This window comes from Acrocarpospora catenulata, assembly GCF_018476525.1.
In the GTDB taxonomy this organism is placed as follows: Bacteria; Actinomycetota; Actinomycetes; order Streptosporangiales; family Streptosporangiaceae; genus Acrocarpospora; species Acrocarpospora catenulata.
This window is the reverse complement of the sequence record NZ_JAHCST010000009.1, coordinates 211,498-230,098: the sequence shown is the minus strand read 5'-3', so window position 1 is coordinate 230,098 and position 18,601 is coordinate 211,498. Positions and strand designations below refer to the sequence as shown.

Sequence of the window (18,601 nt, the reverse complement as noted above, 5' to 3'; positions counted from 1 at the left end):
TCAGGTCTGCCGCAGCGGCTCGTACTCCTCGGCCGACAGGCCGAAGGTCCACGCCACGCCCTGGCGCGCCGTGGTGGTCCACGGCGGCACCCGCAGGAAGGAGGTCCGGCTTGTACCGTCGGGCTCCGGCGTCGAGTTGACCACCTCGACCATGACGAGAGGCTCGTCGTCGGCGACTTCGGCCTTCCAGAGCACCCCGGTCTCGTCCCGGTGCATGGCTTCGGCCCCGGACTCCAGCAGGTAGCGGTCGAACCCGAAGTGCTCCAGCATCACCCGGCGCAGCTCGGCGTTGGGCTCCTCCCTGATGCGAGCCACGGACAGATCGGCCATCGCGGCGCCGAACTCCGCCGGGACGGGCATACCGTGCCAGGCGTGCAGGGCGAAGCCGTCCGGGAAGGCGAGCGCGGGGCCCACGGCGCGGTGCAGGCGGCCCAGGTCGTCGAGGTGCAGCTCGGCCGGGCGTTCGCAGATCAGGACCACACGCTCGAAGGGCCACCACCAGCCGGCCTCCCGCGCCACGCGCATCAGGCCGTCGAGCGGGGCCAGATCGATCTTGAACGTCTCTCCGAAGGCCTCGAAGAACGCCAGCCAGGGCGCGTCGTGCTGGCCGAGGACCGCGTCGAGGGTCACCCGGCGGAGCAGCATCTCGACGCTGCTGTCCGAGCGCGGCCGGCGACGACGGGCAACCGGACTGGTCGCCGTGGTTCCCGTCGGCGCGGCCACCAGGCGGCCGATTCCGCGCCGGATCTCCCCGGCGAGCCGGTTGACCCTCGGCCAGCAGGTCGCGTTGACGAACTCCCAGGCCGCCGCCCAGCCGGCGGGCGTGAGCAGAGAGGTGGTCTGGGCGCGGACACGTTCCCACGGCGCGGTCCTGACGAGGTCGCGGACGGGCGACCCGGCGTCCAGCCCGAGAAGCGCCTCAGGGAAGGCCTGCGACTCCCCGGCGGCGGTCCGGGTTTCCGTGTCACCGGCGAGGACCGTAGCGGCCACCGCGGCCTGCGCGGGCGAGGGGAGCCAGATGATCTGCTCCGGTTCCGGCAGCCCGGCGCCGCGGTATGCGGCACGGACACCTTCCTCGGCGGCGGGCCGGTTCGCCGGCCCGGTGGTGTAGGCGGTGAGCTCCCACCTGGTGACGGCGTCGGCGAGCTGCGCGGCCAGTTCGGGCGGGAGGGCAAGGGGGTTCATGGGCTTCCTGGCTGTCGGGGGGTTGGTGGTGGGCGGGGACCAGGCGCGTTCCTTAGTCGGCGACGAATCGGCGGTACTCACCGGGCACGTATTCGGCCTGCCGCACGATCCGGAACCATCCCTTCGGGAGGGGAATGGTGGCATGCTCCTCATGCACCAGCCGCCCGCCCTCCGGCAGGTGAAGGAATTCGGGAAACGCGGAATCCCGGTCCAGCAGCAACGTGCCAGGGCCCGGAATGGCATGCGCGTGACCCGTCGCCTCACCGAGCGCCAGAACCAGCCGGTCGCGCCCGTCCCGGGGCGCGGCCGGCCGCTGCTTGGGCACCGATTCCTCGGCGACCGGCATGATCAGAATGTCTCCCTGGCGGAACACTGGAACCTCCTCGTCGTTGCCAGTGAAGCTAGAGGACGGCACCGACAGTTCTGCCCCGCAGCGCCGTGACCACGCGCGATGACGATCCAGCGGGCCGGGCCTGGCAAGATGGCGGACGTTCGTGACGGGGCGCATGAGGGGGATACACGGGGATGGTCATCCGTCTGGCGGAACGAGACGACGTACCCACGATCGTGGCTTTGCTCAACGACGACGCGGTGTCCCGGTCACGGGGGGTTGTCGACGGGACCACAGACGATCACTGGGCCGCCTTCGACGCGATCACGGAGGACCCCAACAACGAGCTGGTGGTGGCCGAGCTCGGCGGTGTCATCGTCGGGACGATGCAGCTCACCTACCTGCCGGGCCTGTCGAGGAACGGCGCATGGCGGCTTCAGGTGGAGGCGGTCCGGGTCGCGGAGGCCCACCGTGGCAAGGGGCTCGGACGGACGATGATCGATTGGGCGATCGAGCGCGGGCGAGCCCGAGGTTGCGCGCTGGTCCAGCTCACCAGCGACAAGCAGCGGGTGGACGCCCACCGGTTCTATGTCGCGCTCGGGTTCGCCGCGTCACATGAGGGATTCAAGCTCAAGCTCAACTGAGTGAACCGTGGGGTCGAAGGCCAATGATGTGATCAGGAACCCGGACGGTCGGTGTCGACCGCGGCGCGCAGCGCGCCGATCACGGTGGCGATCTCGGCCAGCAGGCCCGACACGGCGGTCCGGTCGCTGCCGTTGATCGACACCATGCGTAATTCCTCCGGCTTGGGCAGCCTCGCCATGATCTCGGGCAGCGAGCTGATCAGCCTGGCCTGCAGGCTGGCCGGCGTCTGCTGGTTCTCGATGTCGGCCCGCATCCGCGCGCGCTCCACGTCCAGCAGCGCCCGCTGGTGGTCGGACTGCGCCCTGGTACGGGCCGCCTCCAGCTCGCCCTCGAGCTCCAGGCGCTTGAGCTCCTGCTCCCGCTCGATCCGGAGCCTGCCGGTCTCGGCTTCCTCGGCGTGCCGTTCCCGCTCCATCCGCAGCGCGTGCCGGGTGGTCTCGGTCTCCAGCTCCGCGACCACCCTGGCCTGGTCGTGCTCCAGCTGGGCGCGCCGCAGCCGTTCGGCCGTCTCGGTGTCGAACCGCGACGCCTCGTTGCGGGCGCGCAGCTCGGCGAGCTCCCGCTCGTGCCCCAGGCGCTGGGTTTCCTTGAGCCGGCCGGCCGACATCTCCCGCTGGGCGATCGCCTCCTCGGCCTGCAGCTCGGCCAGCCGCGCGAGCTGACCCTGTTCGGCCCGGTACGGCTTCTGCAGGTTCTCCCAGAGCCGCGACGAGCTGACCACGGCCTCCTTGATCTGGACGGTGACGATGCGCAGGCCGAGCCCTTGGTCGCTGTTGTCCTCGCCCTCGGCCACCGCGCGCAGCCGGGCGGTCAGCTCCTCGATGATGGGCTGCTTGTCGCTGAGCACGTCGCGGACGCCCATGGTCGCGACCTTGTCCTTGATCGCCGCCTCCGCCTGCTCCCGCAGCTGGAGATTGACCAGCCGCATCGGGTCCTCCGGGTCACCGAAGTCCAGCTTGCGGTAGGCGCTCCCGAAGTCCTGGATGATCCACTGCACATAGCCCTGCACCAGTACGCCCTGCAGTTCCCGGCAGATGCAGTACGCGTTGATCAGGATGGTCTGGGTCGCCCCCGGCACCACCAGGAAGGAATCGGTGGCGGGGTTGAACCGGAACGACACCCCCAGCCCGATGTGCATCGGCTTCGCCTGACCCCGCCGGGTGTGCACCACGAACGCGTTGGGCGGGACGAGCAGGTTCTTCCAGCGCCAGAAGCCGGTGATCCGCACCTCCACCGGCCCAGGCGTCAGCTTCTCCGGCACCGCCCCGCCAAGTGCCCGGTCACGCTTGGCCAGCGGGCTTGCCCTCCTGGGCGCCTTGAGGTCGTCCTCGAGCACCGCCTGCTGCGCGACCACCTGTTCCAGATAGGAATTGCCCTTACCGGTGGTGCTCATCGTCCCCTCCACCCTCCTGGCGATCGCCGACGAGTCTCGCCTAAGCCGCGAGTCACCGCAACCGATCTGAAAGCGACAGCGGCCCCGGTGGCGATCATCGCCGAACACGGCTGTGACGTTTGGCTATATGCAACCGACGGGCCGCCGAAGACGACCGATATGGTGGGGTTTGATGTTCAATTGGCGATCGCGGAACACTTGGCCCGTGAAGTAGGTAGTTGATTCGATCCTCCTGCCATCCTGCGCGACAAGGTCGCCAAGGGAGAACCCGGCCGCGAAAGCGGCCCAGGCTTTCCCGCCTGGTGGCCACGCTGTCGCCACACCGGGCCGCCGACGTACCAGCGCCGATACCGGTCGCCCGGGGCTGTGACGTGCCCGTTTTCCGTCTAAGTAGGAGTTGCAGTGATCATTGGAGTCATCAGGGAGTCGCGCCCCGGCGAGACACGTGTCGCGGCGACCCCCGCGACCGTCGCCCAGCTGCTCAGGCTCGGGTACGGCGTGGTCGTCGAGTCGGGCGCGGGCGAGGCGTCGAGCTTCGCCGACGAGATGTACGCCGAGGCGGGTGCCACGATCGGCAATGCCGCTGAGGCACTGGGGGCGGACATCGTCTTCGGGGTCAACGCGCCCTCCGCCGGGCAGCTGGACGGGCTGGGCAACGGCGCGACGCTGGTCAGCCTGCTCGCCCCGAGGCTCGACCCGGCGCTGGTCGAGGACCTGTCCCGGCGGCCGATCACCGCGCTGGCGATGGACGCCGTACCGCGGATCTCGCGGGCGCAGTCGCTGGATGTGCTGTCCTCGATGGCCAATATCGCCGGCTATCGCGCGGTGGTCGAGGCGGCGCACGAGTTCGGCCGGTTCTTCACCGGTCAGGTCACCGCCGCTGGCAAGGTCCCGCCGGCCAAGGTGCTGGTCGTCGGGGCCGGGGTCGCGGGGCTGGCCGCGATCGGCGCCGCCGGTTCGCTGGGTGCGATCGTACGGGCGACCGACCCCCGGCCCGAGGTGGCAGAACAGGTGAAATCGATGGGCGGTGAGTACATCCCCATCGATTCGGCGGAAGTCGAGGTGTCGGCGACCGGCTACGCCAAGGAGATGGACGAGGACTACAAGGCCCGTGAGGCGGCCCTGTACGCCGAGCAGTGCAAGGACGTCGACATCATCGTCACCACCGCGCTGATCCCGGGACGCCCGGCCCCGCGGATCATCACCGCGGACATGGTCGCGTCCATGACCCCGGGCAGCGTGATCGTGGACCTGGCGGCCGCCAACGGCGGGAACGTCGAGGGCACGGTCCCCGGCGAGAAGATCGTCACGGCCAACGGCGTCACCATCATCGGCTACACCGACCTGGCCGGGCGCCTGCCCGCGCAGGCCTCGCAGCTGTACGGCACAAACCTGGTGAACCTGATGAAGCTGATGACCCCGGAGAAGGACGGCCGCCTGGTGGTCGACTTCGACGACGTGGTCGTCCGCTCCATGACCGTGGTCAAGGAAGGCGAGCTGACCTGGCCGCCACCGCCGGTCCAGGTGTCCGCCGCACCCGCGGTCCCGACCGCCGCGGGCGGGGCGGTGGAGCCGCACGCCAAGCGGCCGATATCGGCCGGCCGCCGGCTGGGCATCGTCGGCGTCACCGCGGCCGCGTTGTTCGCCCTGATCGCGGTCTCACCGGCCGCGCTGCAGGTGCATCTGACCGTGTTCGCGCTGGCGATCGTGATCGGTTACTACGTCATCGGCCACGTGCACCACGCGCTGCACACCCCGCTGATGTCGGTGACCAACGCGATCTCCGGAATCATCGTGATCGGCGCCCTGCTGCAGATCGGCCACACCGGGCAGGCCGGCGGCGGGGTGATCACCGTGCTGGCGTGCGTGGCGATCCTGCTGGCCAGTATCAACGTCTTCGGTGGCTTCGCGGTGACCCGCCGCATGCTCGCCATGTTCTCTCGTTCGTAGGCCGCGCGTTAGTCATGGGGAGCTGAGAAGCCAGTGAACGACATCCTCACCATCGAGAGCGCGGCGAAGGCGGCGTACCTCGTCGCCGCGCTGCTGTTCATCCTCGCCCTGGCCGGGTTGTCCAGGCACGAGACCGCCAAGGTCGGCAACACCTTCGGCATCGCCGGCATGTTCGTCGCGCTCGCCGCCACCATCGCCCTCGCCGTGGACGCGAAGATCGAGCCGCTCGGCCTCGGCCTGCTCATCGGCGCCACCGCGATCGGCGCCGCGATCGGCCTCTGGCGTGCCAGGGTCGTCGAAATGACCGGCATGCCCGAGTTGATCGCGCTGCTGCACTCCTTCGTGGGTCTGGCCGCGGTGCTGGTGGGCTGGAACGGCTACCTGCACGTCGAGGGGAACCCCGAGGGCCGTGAGGCCGAGCTGCTGGCCGGCCAGGACCTGCTCGGCATCCACTCCGCCGAGGTCTTCCTCGGCGTCTTCATCGGCGCGGTGACCTTCATCGGCTCGATCGTGGCCTTCCTCAAGCTGTCGGCGCGGATCAAGTCCCGGCCGCTGATGCTGCCGGGCAAGAACCTGCTCAACATCGGCGCGCTCGTCGCGTTCGCCGTCCTGACGGTCTGGTTCGTCATCGACCCGCGGTTGTGGCTGCTCATCGTGGTCACCGCGCTCGCCCTCGCGCTGGGCTGGCACCTGGTGGCGAGCATCGGCGGCGGTGACATGCCGGTCGTGGTCTCGATGCTCAACAGCTACTCCGGCTGGGCCGCCGCGGCCTCGGGCTTCCTGCTGGAGAACGACCTGCTCATCATCACCGGCGCGCTCGTCGGCTCCTCGGGCGCCTACCTGTCCTACATCATGTGCCGGGCGATGAACCGCTCCTTCATCTCCGTCATCGCCGGCGGCTTCGGCATCGAGGCCGGCCCCGCCGACGACCGGGACTACGGCGAATACCGCGAGATCACCGCCGAGGGCGTCGCCAAACTCCTGGCCTCCGCCGACTCGGTCATCATCACCCCCGGCTACGGCATGGCCGTCGCCCAGGCCCAGTACGGCGTCGCCGAGCTCACCCGCAAGCTCCGCGAACGCGGCGTCAACGTCCGCTTCGGCATCCACCCCGTGGCCGGCCGCCTGCCCGGCCACATGAACGTCCTGCTCGCCGAGGCCAAGGTCCCCTACGACATCGTGCTGGAGATGGACGAGATCAACGACGACTTCGACGACACCGCCGTCGTCCTGGTCATCGGCGCCAACGACACCGTCAACCCCGCCGCGGAGGAGGACCCCAGCAGCCCCATCGCCGGCATGCCCGTCCTCACCGTCTGGAAAGCCGACAACGTCGTCGTGTTCAAACGCTCGATGGCCGCCGGCTACGCGGGCGTGCAGAACCCCCTCTTCTTCCGGGAGAACTCCGCCATGCTCTTCGGCGACGCCAAGGACCGCGTCCAGGACATCCTCCAGGCCATCTGACCGAAGAGGCCGGCGACCTCGGGGAGGTCGCCGGCCCGGTGTGCCGCGTCAGCAGGTCAGGGCGTGGTGGCCGTCACGTCGGCGGTCGTGGCCGACCAGTACAGCGCCTTCGCCACCTGGGAGAACAGGCCCTTCGGGTGGTTGCGGAACATCGGCTCGGTGCCGAAAAGCACCACGGCCGCGCCCCGCTCGTCCCGGCCGCTGACGACGGCGGCCTGGCCCTTGGCCGCGTCCTGGCCGCCGGTGCCGTTGGCGTTGGCCCGCCAGTGGCCGGAGACCAGCGGTCCGTCGGTCGCGTAGGACTGCTCGACCTTGACCTCGGGGCCGAGGCCGGTGAACCAGCGCGGCGAGTAGACGAAGGCGTGGTCCGGCGAGTCGCCGCCGACGGGACCGCCGGAGGAGACCACCCGGACCACACCGTTGGCGTCGCTGCGCCCGGCGACCGAGGTCGCGGTGAGCAGCCCGGCGGCGGTGTTGAAGGTCGCGCCGGTGCTGCCCCGGGTGACCACGCCGCCGGTGGTCAGGAACGCGTCGAGGGACGCCCTGGCGGCCGGGTTCAGCGCGGTGTAGCTCAGCCCGCTGGAGACGAAGAGCGCATCGGTCGCGCTCCAGTCGAAGCCGGCGTTGAGGACCGCGGTGGACACCGGGGTGACCTGGAAGCCCATCTCACGCAGGGTGAACAGTTCGTCGGCGGAGGCCGCCGCGGCGATCCGCACCTGGGACAGCGGGACGCCCGAGGTGGAGCCGGCCTGGGTGAAGGCCACGCCGTACCGGTCGGCCGCCGTCTCTGCGGCCTTCCGCGCGGTGGCGGGGACGGTCGCGGTGCCGTCGTTGCCCCAGGTCACCGCGACGCCCTGGGCCAGCAGGTCGTTCAGCGCCATGACCTCCTTGGCGTCGGTGATCTTCAGCGCCAGCGGGTGGTTGGTCTTCGCGACCGAGCCGGTCGGCCCGGCGGCCGTGACCGGCTTGGTGTTCACCTTGAAGGAGTCGCCGGTGACGGTGTCCACGGTGGCGCCCCAGAGCAGGGCGTGGCTCCAGCCGGAGATGTCGTACATCGCGTTGACCTTGGGCGTGATGTCGGCGCCCGGCTCCAGCATCACGTTGGCCAGTCCGCGCTTGGGCTGGTGCATGTCCACGAGGTAGGAGTCGGCCGGGTAGTCCTTGCCGTTCAGGCGGAACGCCTTCTTCGCCTGCTCCACCTTGACGTCATTGGCGATCAGATGGTCGACCAGGCGCGCGGCGGCGGTGGCCGAGCGCTGCTGACCGCCCGCCGGGATCACGTACGCCCGGGGGTAGGTGGTGTTGTAGACGTCCTCGGGGCCGAAGCCGGGCACGATGTCGAGCGGAACGGGCTTGGAGGCCTCGCCCGCGGCGCCCCGGCGGAAGACCTCGATCTGGTCGGCGATCAACTGGTCGTGGTTGACCTGCACGTAGCCGTAGGTGGCGCGCATGACCGCGGCGGCGATGGCGACGTTGATCGAGGAACGGCGGCGGAGTTCGTCGACGGGCAGGTTGTTGTAGTCGGAGCCGTTGACCCGCATCGGGAACTCGATGGTGTGCGAGGCGACCGCGCCCTGGAAGGGGGCGTACTGCGGGGTGAAGATCGGCGGCCAGTCGTCCCAGCCCTCCGCGTCGTCCCGGAACGGGATCTGCGGCGGATTGACGCCGTCGGCCTCCCGCGTGTAGCCCAGCGCCAGGACGGCGGCCTCCATGCCGAGCCCGTTGGCGTAGGTGTTCTTGATGAACAGGTCGTACTCGTAGTTGGCGCCGTGCGGCGGCGTGGTCGGCTCGATGAGCGTGCCGTTGACGTAACCGTGCAGGTCGATCATGGCGACCGGCTGAGTGTCGATCATCACCTGGCGCATCGCCCGGACCTCGGGCTGCGAGGCGGTGATGAAGTCCCGGTTCATGTCGAAGCCCGCGCCGTTGGCGCGCACCCCGTTGAACCGGCCGTCGGGGTTGGCGGTGACGTTGAAGTACAACCGGGTACGGCTGAGCAGGTCGGCGACCTTGGGATCGGTGCTGGTGGCCAGCTCTTCGATCACCCGGAGGGCGGCGTCGGTGCCCTCCCACTCGTTGCCGTGGATGTTGTTGTTGACGAAGATCGGCGCCTTGTACTCCTTGGGGAGCTTCTTGTCGCGGGCGGCGTGGGCCGAGTCGTTCTGGATACGCTCGCGGATCTTGTCCTGCGCCCGGGTCTCGTTCTTGCTCTCCGGAGCGGTGACGGTCACGAGGTAGAGGTCACGGCCCTCGTGCGAGCGGCCGATGGTCTCGACGCTCACCCGCTTGCTGCGCGCCTGCAGGCTGTTCAGCACCGGGGCGATGCCGTGGTAGGGCACCAGCCCGAGCTTGATGGAGGCGTCGGCCGGGTTCTCGGGCGGCACCGGCAGCTGCGTCTGCCGGGGGTATCCGCGATCCCGGTCATGGAAGAAGGGGTACTGCTGCTTCTCATCGAGGTTCGGCTGCTGTGCCCCGAGGGCGCGGAGTGTCCCGGCGGCCTGCTGCTCGGGCAGACCGGCCGCCTCCTCGTTCCGCTCGGGGCCGTTGCCGAAGTCCCGTACCGCCCGCTGGGGCGGTTCGGCGGGGTCGGCGACCGCCGCGCTCGGCGAGACGAGGAGGGTGGCCGAGACGGCGACGCTCAAGAGGGCGATGGGTAAACGCAAAGGAAGCCTCCGTATAGAAAGGACCCTCCCATTCGTAGTGATCACATGTGATATGGCACAAGAGGTGTGATTAGAGCGACACATAATTCATGTAGAGATGTCACCGAAACACCCTTGCGGCACGGGCTTTTGCCTTGTGTCGCCCCAGCACAGCCGGAAACGCACAGGTACGGCGCGTCCTGCCCGTGGCGGGCCCAGGCGTTCGGCCGGCGCCGCCCGCTGTGGCTGCTGGGTCAGTCCGAGTCGACAGGGTAGCGATAGCGCAGGTTCCATTGGTGCGTCGGCATGATGTAGATGTTGACCTTCACGGCCTGCATGGTCGCCGTCAGTCCGATGTGGAAGATCTCGAAGACCCGCTGGTCGGGAGTCATGCGCAGGAAGCGCGCCTCCTCGGGTGTGGGCGAGCGGACGACAAGGTCCTCCTGGATGTCAGCCTGCGCGTGGCCGAGTTCGGCCAGGCGGCTGCTGATCCCGCCCACGCCCGGGTCGCGTTCGGCGATGGGGGTGCCATCTGCGATTGAGCGGGGGATGTAGCTGGTGACGATCTGGATGGGCACGCCTTCTGCGCGCATGCGCCGGGCCCGGATGATGACGCTGTCGGTGTCCGGGTCGACGCCGAGGACCTCCGCCACGTCCGGCGGAGGCTTGCCGGGGCCGACGGTGTTGTTGGAGTCCAGCGTGTAGTTGAGCTCGGCGAGTTCGCTGGCCAGCGAGCCGCGTACGCCGCCGCGTTCGCGGTGGGTTCGGCTGTGCCGTACGGCGGCATCTCGGAGGATGGGCGGGAGCTTGTGGACATAGGTCCCGACGCCCATGTGCACATAGACCAGCCCTTCGTCTTTGAGGATCTTCAGGGCTTTGTTCACCACGGCTCGGTGGACGTCGAGTTCCTCGGCCAGTTGTTCCTCGTTGGGTAGCAGGGAGCCACGCGGGTAGCGGCCATCATGGATGGCCTGGCGAATCGTGTCTGCCACTACGCGGTAATGGCCTCCCGGACTCATCATGAGCTCACCTTAGCGATAGTACGTACTACATACCCATTGACTCCTTAAGCCCTCCAAATTAAGAAGTATGTAGTACGTACTTAGGGCAGATGAGTTCTGAGGGCCGTAAGAGAAGAAACCCCCGTCTATCGGCCCAGCTCGACTTGGCTTCGCGCGACACCACAGAACAGGAAGTGGGCGTGACTAAGCTCCGCAAGGTGACAGCCGACACCGCCCGTGAGGGCGCGTACACCGATCAGGACATCACAGCACTACGCGACCGATTGGTTGACCAGCTCTGCATCCGCAGCGCCAGCGTGGGCATGCCGCTGCCGCCCGCTGTCGAAACAGCACTCAGGAAGGTGCCCCGCCACCTGTTCACCCTCGGCGTCCCACCGGAATCGGCCTACGGCACCGACTCCATCGTCGCCAAACGCGACGAACGCGGCGTCATGCTCAGCACAGTATCCGCGCCACCCACCGTTGCCACGATGCTGGCCCAGGCCGGGCCCCTCGATGGCACCCATGTCCTGGAGATCGGCTCCGGCGGCTACAACGCGGCGCTCCTACGCGAGCTGGTCGGCCCCAGCGGCTCGGTCACCACGATCGACATCGACGCCGACGTGGTCCAGCGCGCCGAGGAATGCCTGGCCGCCGCCGGGTACGACGACGTCCGAGTCCTGTGCCGAGACGGCGAGTTCGGTGTCTCCGATACCGGCCGCCCGTTTGACCTGATCATCGTCACCGCCGGGGCGTGGGACATCCCGCCCGCCTGGACGGACCAGCTCGCCGAGGGGGGACGGCTCGTTCTTCCGCTGCGCACGTTCGGCCTGACCCGCTCCTGGGCCCTCGAACGTGTCAGCGACCATCTGGAGAGCCGCAGCCACCTCATGTGCGGATTCGTCCCTATGCAGGGCGCTGGCGGACATCAGGGCCACGGTGTGGAACTGCGGGGCGACCAGGTCGGCCTGTGGTTTGACGAAGTCGAGCACGCCGACACCGCAGCCCTCGGCGACGTCTTGGCGACACCGCGGGCCGAGGTCTGGTCGGGCGTCACTCTGGGCAAGGGGGAACCCTTCCACGACCTGGACCTGTGGCTGGCCACTCACCTGGACGGCTTCGCTGTTCTCACCGCCCAGCAGGACGCCGTCGACTCCGGCGTGGTAACCCCGTCCTGGCGGCTGGGCACCCCGGCCGTGGCCGATGCTGCCACTCTGGCCTACCGGGCCAAGCTGCGCCCCGTTGACGCGGACAAGACCACATTCGAATTCGGCGCGTACGCTCACGGCCCCGACGCCGCCAATCTCGCCGTAAGGTTCGCCGAGCAGATCCGCCAGTGGGACCGGCATGGCCGTCCGGCGCCGCACGTCACCATCCACCGCTCCACTACCCCGATCACCGACATGCCGGCCGGATTTGTGCTGCACAAGCGGCATACCGCGATCGTGCTCGCCTGGCCACACCTTGCCAGGTAGGCACTGCACCATCTCCCAACCCGTTTGAAGGAAGGAGCTCCATGGGCACCAGCGACCTTGACCTTGATGTCCGGTTCACCCGATACAGCACCCCGGCCGCCCGGGTCGCCTCGGAGGACTGCACTGGCGACGGCTGCGGCGGCACCGAGGACAGCGCCGGCGTCACCTGCTGACAGCACCCCCTCCGGGACCGGCCACGTCGCTCGCGGTCGGTCCCGGCCTGTCTCCGGTCGAGGGAGTCGTCAGGGAGAACTGTTGATCAATCAAGTCCGGTTCCGCCATGTGGACGCGGCCATCATCCGCGCCTCGCTCTTTCCCTCGCTCTCCGGCCTCCCCTCGTGGCCGGACCTGACCGGCAGCAACCCTGCCCCCGTAGCTGAGTGGGTTGCCTGGTTGCGCCAGGTCTGGGCAGATGAGCACTTCGCCGAGGCTGTCACGGTCGCAAGCCCCGATCTGGCCGACCGAATACGGGAGTTGTGCGAGGGGAGGGTCACGCACCCGCGCCGCGTCCGGCGGGTGGTCGAATCCGCCCTCCGCTACCTTCTGCGTGCCAGCGGCCGCGCCACCCCATTCGGCCTGTTCGCGGGGGTAGCTGCAGTACGGCTCGCCACCAAGGCGGTCATGGAATGGGGAACAGGGCATCGAGCCATCGCACGAGCTGACGGCGCCTGGCTCACCGCGCTGATCAATCGTCTGGAAGCCCGCCCCGACCTCCGGGCCCACTTGCAGGTCGTGGCCAACACCCTGGCGTTCGAGCGTGGCGACCGTCTCGTGGTCCCCTGCCGCCTGCAACCCGGCGGCGCGGCGACGGCCGATGTGACGATCCGGAACACCCCGGCGGTGCAGGCGGTGCTAAAGGCCGCCTGCACGCCCATCACGATCGCCGAGCTGACGCGGCTGCTGGCCACCGAGCGCCCCGACCATCCGGTGGCCGAGATCGAGTCGATGTTGGCCGTTCTGGTGCAGCACAGTGTCCTGATCAGCAGCCTCCACCCGCCGATGGACGTCACAGATCCGCTCACACATCTCATCGCCAACCTCGCCGCCCTCGGCCACGCCGCCCCCGCGGACGTCCTCTGCCAGTTGCGGACCATCCGGGATGAGCTGGCCCAGCACGCCCGCTCGGTCTCATCCCACGAGCGCCACGCCAAACGCACCTCGGCGACCGAGCGGATGGCCACCGTGCATGATCGTCCCGCGCCCGCACTCGCCATCGACCTCCGGCTCGACTGCCGTACGACGCTGCCCGACACGGTTGTCCGTGAGGCGGCAGGGGCCGCAGCCGTCCTGGTTCGCCTGTCCCAGCACCCGTATGGCAGCCCGTCTTGGCGGGACTACCACGAGGCGTTCCTGAACCGGTGGGGGATCGGCGCGGTCGTCCCGCTCGCCGACGTCGTGAACGCCGACACCGGGCTCGGCTATCCGGCCGGCTACCGCGGCTCACCCGCCAAAGGCAGTCCGCCTCCGCTCACCGGCCGCGACCGGGCTCTACTGCGGCTTGCGCAACGGGCTGCGCTCCACGGCCAAGAGGTCGTCCTCGACGAGGACACCCTGATCAAGTTGGCCGCGGGCGCCGACGAACCGCGACCGCCGTATCCGGTGCCGCACACCGAGTTGCGCTTCGCCCTCCATGCCGCCACCACCGCAGCTATCAACGCAGGCGACTTCACGCTGGTGGTCGTCAGCGCCGCCCGCCAGGCCGGCACCACCGTGGGCCGGTTCCTGCACCTGCTACCGCCCGGCGACCGTGACCGGATGGCCGGCGTGCTGGCCGAGTTGCCCACGCTGCACCCCGGCGCTGTGCTCGCCCAGATCTCCTGCCCGCCGCTGTCCCCCCGCGCGGCCAATCTTGCTCGCGGCCCGGCCATCACCACCCTGATCCCGCTCGGCGAACACCAGCTTCCGGAACTCGACCACCTCCCGCTGCACGACCTGGCGGTCAGCGGCGACGCTCACCGCCTGTTCCTGGTCTCCTTGTCCCGTGGGGAGGTCGTGGAGCCGCTCATGGCCAACGCGCTGGACCTCCGCCGCGCCACTCACCCCCTCGCCCGGTTCCTGTGCGAGATCACATACGCCCGCTCGGCCGCGTGTGTGCCGTTCACCTGGGGCGCCGCCGCCACCCTGCCATTCCTGCCGCGGATCCGCTACCGCCGGACCATTCTGAGTCCCGCCACCTGGAATCTAACCGCCACGGATTTACCCAACCCCCAAACGGACTGGCCGGCATGGGCGCAGGCATGGCAGAGCCTGCGCACCCTCCACCGCATCCCCGGCCTGGTCTTCCTCGGCGACAGCGACGTCCGCCTTCGCCTGGACCTGGACGAGCCCGCGCACCTGGCCATCCTGCGCGCCCACCTGAACCGAGAACATGCCGCAACTTTGACCGAGGCCCCCGGCCACCAGGCGTACGGCTGGACCGGCGGTCATGCCCACGAGATCGTTCTTCCGCTGGCCGCCGCCCCTGCCCCACGCCCCGGAAATACCGCGCCCCCGGCTGGGCATGTGGGCACGCCGCTTCTTCCGCTCCACCACCCCGGGCACCCGCCAGGCGCTTCACCATGGCTGTACGTCCGCCTGTACGCCCAGCCCGACAGCCAGAGCGAGATCCTCACCAGGCACCTTTCCGGCCTGCTCGCCGAATGGCAGGAAGGCCCCGAAGACGGCTGGTGGTTTCTGCGGCATCACAATCCGCAGCCCCACCTACGGCTACGGTTTCCGCTTCACGATGTCGACCACTACGGCCCGGCCGCCCGTCGCGTCGGCGCATGGGCCAGCCGTGTCCGCGAGCGTGGGTTGCTACGCGACCTGGTGTTCGACACCTACTATCCCGAGCCCGGCCGGTACGGCGCCGGCGCCGCCCTGCAGGCTGCCGAAACCGTGTTCGCCGCCGACTCCCGTGCCACTCTCGCCCAACTGACGATGACCGCCCTCGCGGGCCTATGCCCAGCCGCTGTCACCACCGCGAGCATCTTCGACCTGGCCACCGCATTCACCGGCGGCAACGATGCCGGAACGGCATGGCTCGTTCAGCATGTCCCCCGCCGCCCAGCCCCGCCCATCGACCGCGCACTCCACAACGAAGCCCAGTCGCTGGCCAACCCGTGCCGCGACTGGGCCGCGTTGCGCGCTCTGCCCGGCGGCGACCAGGTCACCCGCGCCTGGCAGCGACGCCGCCAGACGCTGGCCGCCTACCGCGCCCACCTGGCCGATCAACACACCCCCGGACATCCCGCCGGGCAATCGCAACCCGACGCCGTCCTGGCCAGCCTGCTGCACCTGCATCACGCCCGAATGACCGGGATCGACCACGCGAGCGAACGCCTCTGCCTGCGCCTTGCTCGCGCCGCTGCCCTGGCCCATCAACACCGGTCGAAGAGATGACCCGCCTCAACGTCTCCACCTACACGGCCGAGTTGGCCGCCAGCCTCGCAGTCCCCGACCAGGTGTCGGATCCGGACGGCCACCCCCAGTCACTGAGCCGAGGCGCCGCCGGTGTCGCCCTGCTTCACATCGAACGCGCCGCCGCCGGTTTGGGAGACTGGACCACGGCCCACTCCTGGCTCACCATCGCCGCGAGCGGTCTCATCACCGCGAGCCCGCAGGCTAACCTGCTGTTCGGCGCACCGGCCCTCGCCTACGTCCTCCACGGCGCCGCCGCTCCCGGCCGGTACGAGCGTGCCCTGGCCAAGCTGGACGCGCAGATCACCGGCCTCACCCGGCAACGTCTCAATCAGGCCAACAACCGGATCGACCGCGGCGAGCGCCCTTCCCTCGCCGAGCTCGACCTGTTCAAGGGCCTGACCGGGCTCGGTGCCCACCTACTGCGCCGCCACCCCGGGAGCGAGGTGCTCGCCGAGGTGCTCGCCTATCTCGTACGGCTGACGCGGCCTCTCGGCCGTGACGACCTGCCCGGCTGGTGGACCCACGAAGCGCCGTCCGGGCGGCGCGCGAACAGAGCCACAGGCGGGCACGGCAACCTCAGCATGGCCCACGGCATCAGCGGCCCCCTGGCGCTGCTGTCCCTGGCCACCGTGCGTGGGATCGTCGTCGACGGCCAAACCGACGCGATCCGCCGGATCTGCGACTGGACCGACACCTGGCGGCAAGCCCACCCAGCAGGTTCCTGGTGGCCTGAGGTGGTCACGCTCGAGGAGGCCATGACCGGGCAGACCCGGCAGCCCGCACCGGCGCGGCCGTCCTGGTGCTACGGCACCCCCGGGCACGCGCGTGCACAGCAACTTGCTGGGATCGCGCTCGGCGACATCGACCGGCGACGCCACGCTGAACATGCGCTGCAGGGCTGTCTGGCCGATCCCCGACAACTGGACCGCATCACTGGCCCCGGCCTGTGCCACGGATGGGCGGGCCTGCTCCATACTTCTCGGCGCATCGCGGCCACCGCCGACACAGCCGCCCTCACCGACAGCGTGAACAACCTCACCGGCCGCTTCCCCGACCTTCCCTCCAATCTGGAGCCCGGATTCCTGTCCGGCGCGGCGGGTCTGGCGCTGACGCTCACCAGCGTGGCCACCGAGCAACCCATCACCAGCTGGGACGCATGTCTTCTGCTCGACCCGCCATACGACCAGAACGGATAGCGATGGACCGGCTTTCGCCCTGGCGGCAGATCGCCGTGACGTTCACCGATCGTCATGCCGCTGAGCAGTACGCTTTCACCCACCTCGGCCCGGTTCTGCTACGCATCGACACTGCCGCGCTTGTGAGGTCCTGGTTCTTCATCCGAAAACAGCAATGGCGTGTCCGCTACCAACCGGCTGATGACGCCGCCGACGAGGTACGGGACCTCTTCAAGGAGGCAGTGAATCGTCTGCGGGCGACCCGTCATGTCTCGCACTGCGCAGAAACGATCTACGAACCCGAGAGCCACGCATTCGGCGGTGAACTCGGTATGGTCGCCGCTCATACCCTGTTCCACCACGACAGCCGCCACATCTTCGCTCAGCTCGCCCGACTCGGCGAAGATCAACCTGTCCAACGGCGTGAGCTGTCGGTTCTGCTGTGCACTGCCCTCATGCGGGCGGCCGGGCTGGACTGGTTTGAGTGGGGAGACGTCTGGGCGAGAGTCGTCCAGCTACGGCCGTCCAAGGAAATCGCCCCTCTGACGCAGGGACCGACCTTCCAGTCCGCCGTTGAACGTCTCCTCACCGCAGACACGAGCACGGCGAGCGATCTTCGCACGGGACCGCTGGTCTTCGCAGGCGACTGGTTGTCCGGCTTCGAGAGGGCGGGCTGTACGCTCCGGGCCCTGGCCGAGGAAGGGCGGTTGAGCCGGGGAATTCGCGCAGTGATAGCCCACCATGTGATCTTCCACTGGAACCGGATGGGCATTCCATACCATATACAGGCAAACCTCTCGCAGGCGGCGAAAAGCGTCGTGTTCAACGACTGAAGCCGCGCTCGACACCCAGATCGACTCGCTGGTCGGCAAGCTGCCCTCGGCCTGTCGGGCCTGGCAGTCAGGGGCGGGAGTTCAGTTGGGCCTGGATGGCGTCCATGACCGCCTGGGGGGAGGCCGAGCGGGGGAAGGCGGCGACGACGATCTCGTCGCGGGCGTGTGGTTGCCGCTCCTGGTGGCGGAAGGTTTCGATCACGTAGCCGAGGGCGTGGTCGAGGGGGCCGGAGGGGTCGTAGGTGCCGCCGGCGCGTAGCCAGCCGCGCAGGACCTGGTTGTGGGCGGCGACGGCGGAGGCGGCCATCAACTCGGCGCGCAGGTCGGCGTCGGGGGTCCCCGCCAGGCTCCGGACGATGAACTCGCGGAACAGCCGCTGGTAGCGGGCGACGCTGGCGATCTCCCGGTGGCGCAGGGCGGGGACCCGGCCGACGAGGCGGTACCTGCGCAGCGACACCTCGGCGTCGTCCACGTAGTACGCGAGCACGATGCGGAGCGCGTCGGCCACGGCCACGATGGCGGGATCCACGGTCGAGGCGCGCAGGCGGGCGTCCACCTTGCCGATCAGCATGTCGTGGTCGGGGAAGACGGCGTCGTCCTTCGACCGGTAGTACCGGAAGAAGGTGCTGCGGCTGACTCCTGCCCGGGCCGCGATGTCGTCGACGGTGGTCTCGTCGTAGCCGTTCTCGTCGAAGAGCGCCACCGCTGCCTCGGCGAGGCGGTGACTGATGGACATGGTGGCCATGCGGCCATTCTTGCGGACCCCGGTGTTGTCGTGGATCGCGGGACTCAGTATCGTAATTGTGGAACTGAGTCCTATGTCCGGAGATGTGGTGATCGATGATCTTTGCGGTAACGCGGCAACCTGCACGGTGACTCCGGTGGACTGCGGGCCGAGCTGGTGCGTGCGCACGAGGGAACCCTCGCCACGCCAGACCTGGCGGCCAAACGCGATGATCGGTGACACTGCTGAACCAGGGTCCGGCGTGACGCCGGTCGGTCAGTCGAAGACCATGCCGCTCTGGTCTGCCATGATCTGCATGCCCTCAAGCAAGAACGCCGTACGCACCCGTCCCGGGCAGACCCGGATGCCGGGCGCCAACGC

General features: G+C 69.2%; 14 protein-coding genes. 8 read left to right on the top strand and 6 right to left on the bottom strand.

The genetic code is table 11. From position 1 onward, the window contains the following. Both KIP79_RS12285 and KIP79_RS12280 read right to left on the bottom strand, forming a co-directional pair. On the bottom strand, positions 1 to 1,185 hold the full coding sequence (locus tag KIP79_RS12285; RefSeq protein ID WP_214104869.1) for a DUF6745 domain-containing protein: 1,185 nt from the start codon (positions 1,183 to 1,185) through the stop codon (positions 1 to 3). Between the two features lie 52 nt (positions 1,186 to 1,237). Further along, on the bottom strand, positions 1,238 to 1,558 hold the full coding sequence (locus KIP79_RS12280; RefSeq protein WP_214104868.1) for a DUF8820 family protein: 321 nt from the start codon (positions 1,556 to 1,558) through the stop codon (positions 1,238 to 1,240). A 152-nt stretch (positions 1,559 to 1,710) separates the two neighbouring features. On the opposite strand from KIP79_RS12280, the gene KIP79_RS12275 reads away from it, so the two are divergent. Beyond that, positions 1,711 to 2,160, top strand: coding sequence for a GNAT family N-acetyltransferase (locus KIP79_RS12275; RefSeq protein ID WP_214104867.1), 450 nt, complete (start codon positions 1,711 to 1,713; stop codon positions 2,158 to 2,160). A 32-nt stretch (positions 2,161 to 2,192) separates the two neighbouring features. On the opposite strand, the gene KIP79_RS12270 is transcribed toward KIP79_RS12275, so the two are convergent. After that, complete coding sequence (locus KIP79_RS12270) at positions 2,193 to 3,554, bottom strand: SPFH domain-containing protein (RefSeq protein WP_214104866.1); 1,362 nt, start codon at positions 3,552 to 3,554, stop codon at positions 2,193 to 2,195. A 402-nt stretch (positions 3,555 to 3,956) separates the two neighbouring features. Here KIP79_RS12270 and KIP79_RS12265 point away from each other — a divergent pair, with 402 nt between their 5' ends. Next, positions 3,957 to 5,504 (top strand): Re/Si-specific NAD(P)(+) transhydrogenase subunit alpha, encoded by a 1,548-nt coding sequence (locus KIP79_RS12265; RefSeq protein WP_214104865.1) that lies wholly within the window; start codon positions 3,957 to 3,959, stop codon positions 5,502 to 5,504. 33 nt (positions 5,505 to 5,537) lie between these two features. After that, complete coding sequence (gene pntB, locus KIP79_RS12260) at positions 5,538 to 6,968, top strand: Re/Si-specific NAD(P)(+) transhydrogenase subunit beta (protein WP_214104864.1); 1,431 nt, start codon at positions 5,538 to 5,540, stop codon at positions 6,966 to 6,968. 56 nt (positions 6,969 to 7,024) lie between these two features. On the opposite strand, the gene KIP79_RS48940 is transcribed toward pntB, so the two are convergent. Beyond that, positions 7,025 to 9,610: a M14 family zinc carboxypeptidase gene (locus KIP79_RS48940; RefSeq protein ID WP_261368011.1), complete on the bottom strand. Its 2,586-nt coding sequence runs from the start codon at positions 9,608 to 9,610 to the stop codon at positions 7,025 to 7,027. 254 nt (positions 9,611 to 9,864) lie between these two features. Then, entirely contained in the window at positions 9,865 to 10,602 is a 738-nt protein-coding gene (locus KIP79_RS12250) for a GntR family transcriptional regulator (RefSeq protein WP_214104862.1), read from the bottom strand. Between the two features lie 209 nt (positions 10,603 to 10,811). On the opposite strand from KIP79_RS12250, the gene fxlM reads away from it, so the two are divergent. The 5 genes from fxlM to KIP79_RS12230 all read left to right on the top strand — a co-directional run bounded on the left by fxlM (position 10,812) and on the right by KIP79_RS12230 (position 17,496). Further along, on the top strand, positions 10,812 to 12,086 hold the full coding sequence (gene fxlM, locus KIP79_RS12245; protein ID WP_308169686.1) for a methyltransferase, FxLD system: 1,275 nt from the start codon (positions 10,812 to 10,814) through the stop codon (positions 12,084 to 12,086). Between the two features lie 41 nt (positions 12,087 to 12,127). Then, a complete protein-coding gene (locus KIP79_RS48275) occupies positions 12,128 to 12,259 on the top strand; it encodes a hypothetical protein (protein WP_256447215.1) in 132 nt (43 codons plus the stop codon). Between the two features lie 82 nt (positions 12,260 to 12,341). Continuing rightward, entirely contained in the window at positions 12,342 to 15,467 is a 3,126-nt protein-coding gene (locus tag KIP79_RS12240; protein ID WP_214104860.1) for a lantibiotic dehydratase, read from the top strand. Next, positions 15,464 to 16,684, top strand: a complete 1,221-nt coding sequence (locus KIP79_RS12235) for a lanthionine synthetase C family protein (protein ID WP_214104859.1) — start codon at positions 15,464 to 15,466, stop codon at positions 16,682 to 16,684. The genes KIP79_RS12240 and KIP79_RS12235 overlap by 4 nt, the downstream gene beginning before the upstream one ends. A gap of 2 nt (positions 16,685 to 16,686) precedes the next feature. After that, a complete protein-coding gene (locus KIP79_RS12230; protein WP_214104858.1) occupies positions 16,687 to 17,496 on the top strand; it encodes a thiopeptide-type bacteriocin biosynthesis protein in 810 nt (269 codons plus the stop codon). Between the two features lie 67 nt (positions 17,497 to 17,563). Here KIP79_RS12230 and KIP79_RS12225 read toward each other — a convergent pair whose 3' ends face one another. Continuing rightward, complete coding sequence (locus KIP79_RS12225) at positions 17,564 to 18,241, bottom strand: TetR family transcriptional regulator (protein WP_214104857.1); 678 nt, start codon at positions 18,239 to 18,241, stop codon at positions 17,564 to 17,566. Positions 18,242 to 18,601 lie beyond the last annotated feature (360 nt).

Bases quoted from the DNA above. Each gene is read 5' to 3' on its own strand.
- KIP79_RS12225 (WP_214104857.1), bottom strand. From the start codon at position 18,241: ATGGCCACCATGTCCATCAGTCACCGCCTCGCCGAGGCAGCGGTGGCG.
- KIP79_RS12235 (WP_214104859.1), top strand. From the start codon at position 15,464: ATGACCCGCCTCAACGTCTCCACCTACACGGCCGAGTTGGCCGCCAGC.
- KIP79_RS12285 (WP_214104869.1), bottom strand. From the start codon at position 1,185: ATGAACCCCCTTGCCCTCCCGCCCGAACTGGCCGCGCAGCTCGCCGAC.
- KIP79_RS48275 (WP_256447215.1), top strand. From the start codon at position 12,128: ATGGGCACCAGCGACCTTGACCTTGATGTCCGGTTCACCCGATACAGC.
- KIP79_RS12270 (WP_214104866.1), bottom strand. From the start codon at position 3,554: ATGAGCACCACCGGTAAGGGCAATTCCTATCTGGAACAGGTGGTCGCG.
- KIP79_RS12275 (WP_214104867.1), top strand. From the start codon at position 1,711: ATGGTCATCCGTCTGGCGGAACGAGACGACGTACCCACGATCGTGGCT.
- KIP79_RS12230 (WP_214104858.1), top strand. From the start codon at position 16,687: ATGGACCGGCTTTCGCCCTGGCGGCAGATCGCCGTGACGTTCACCGAT.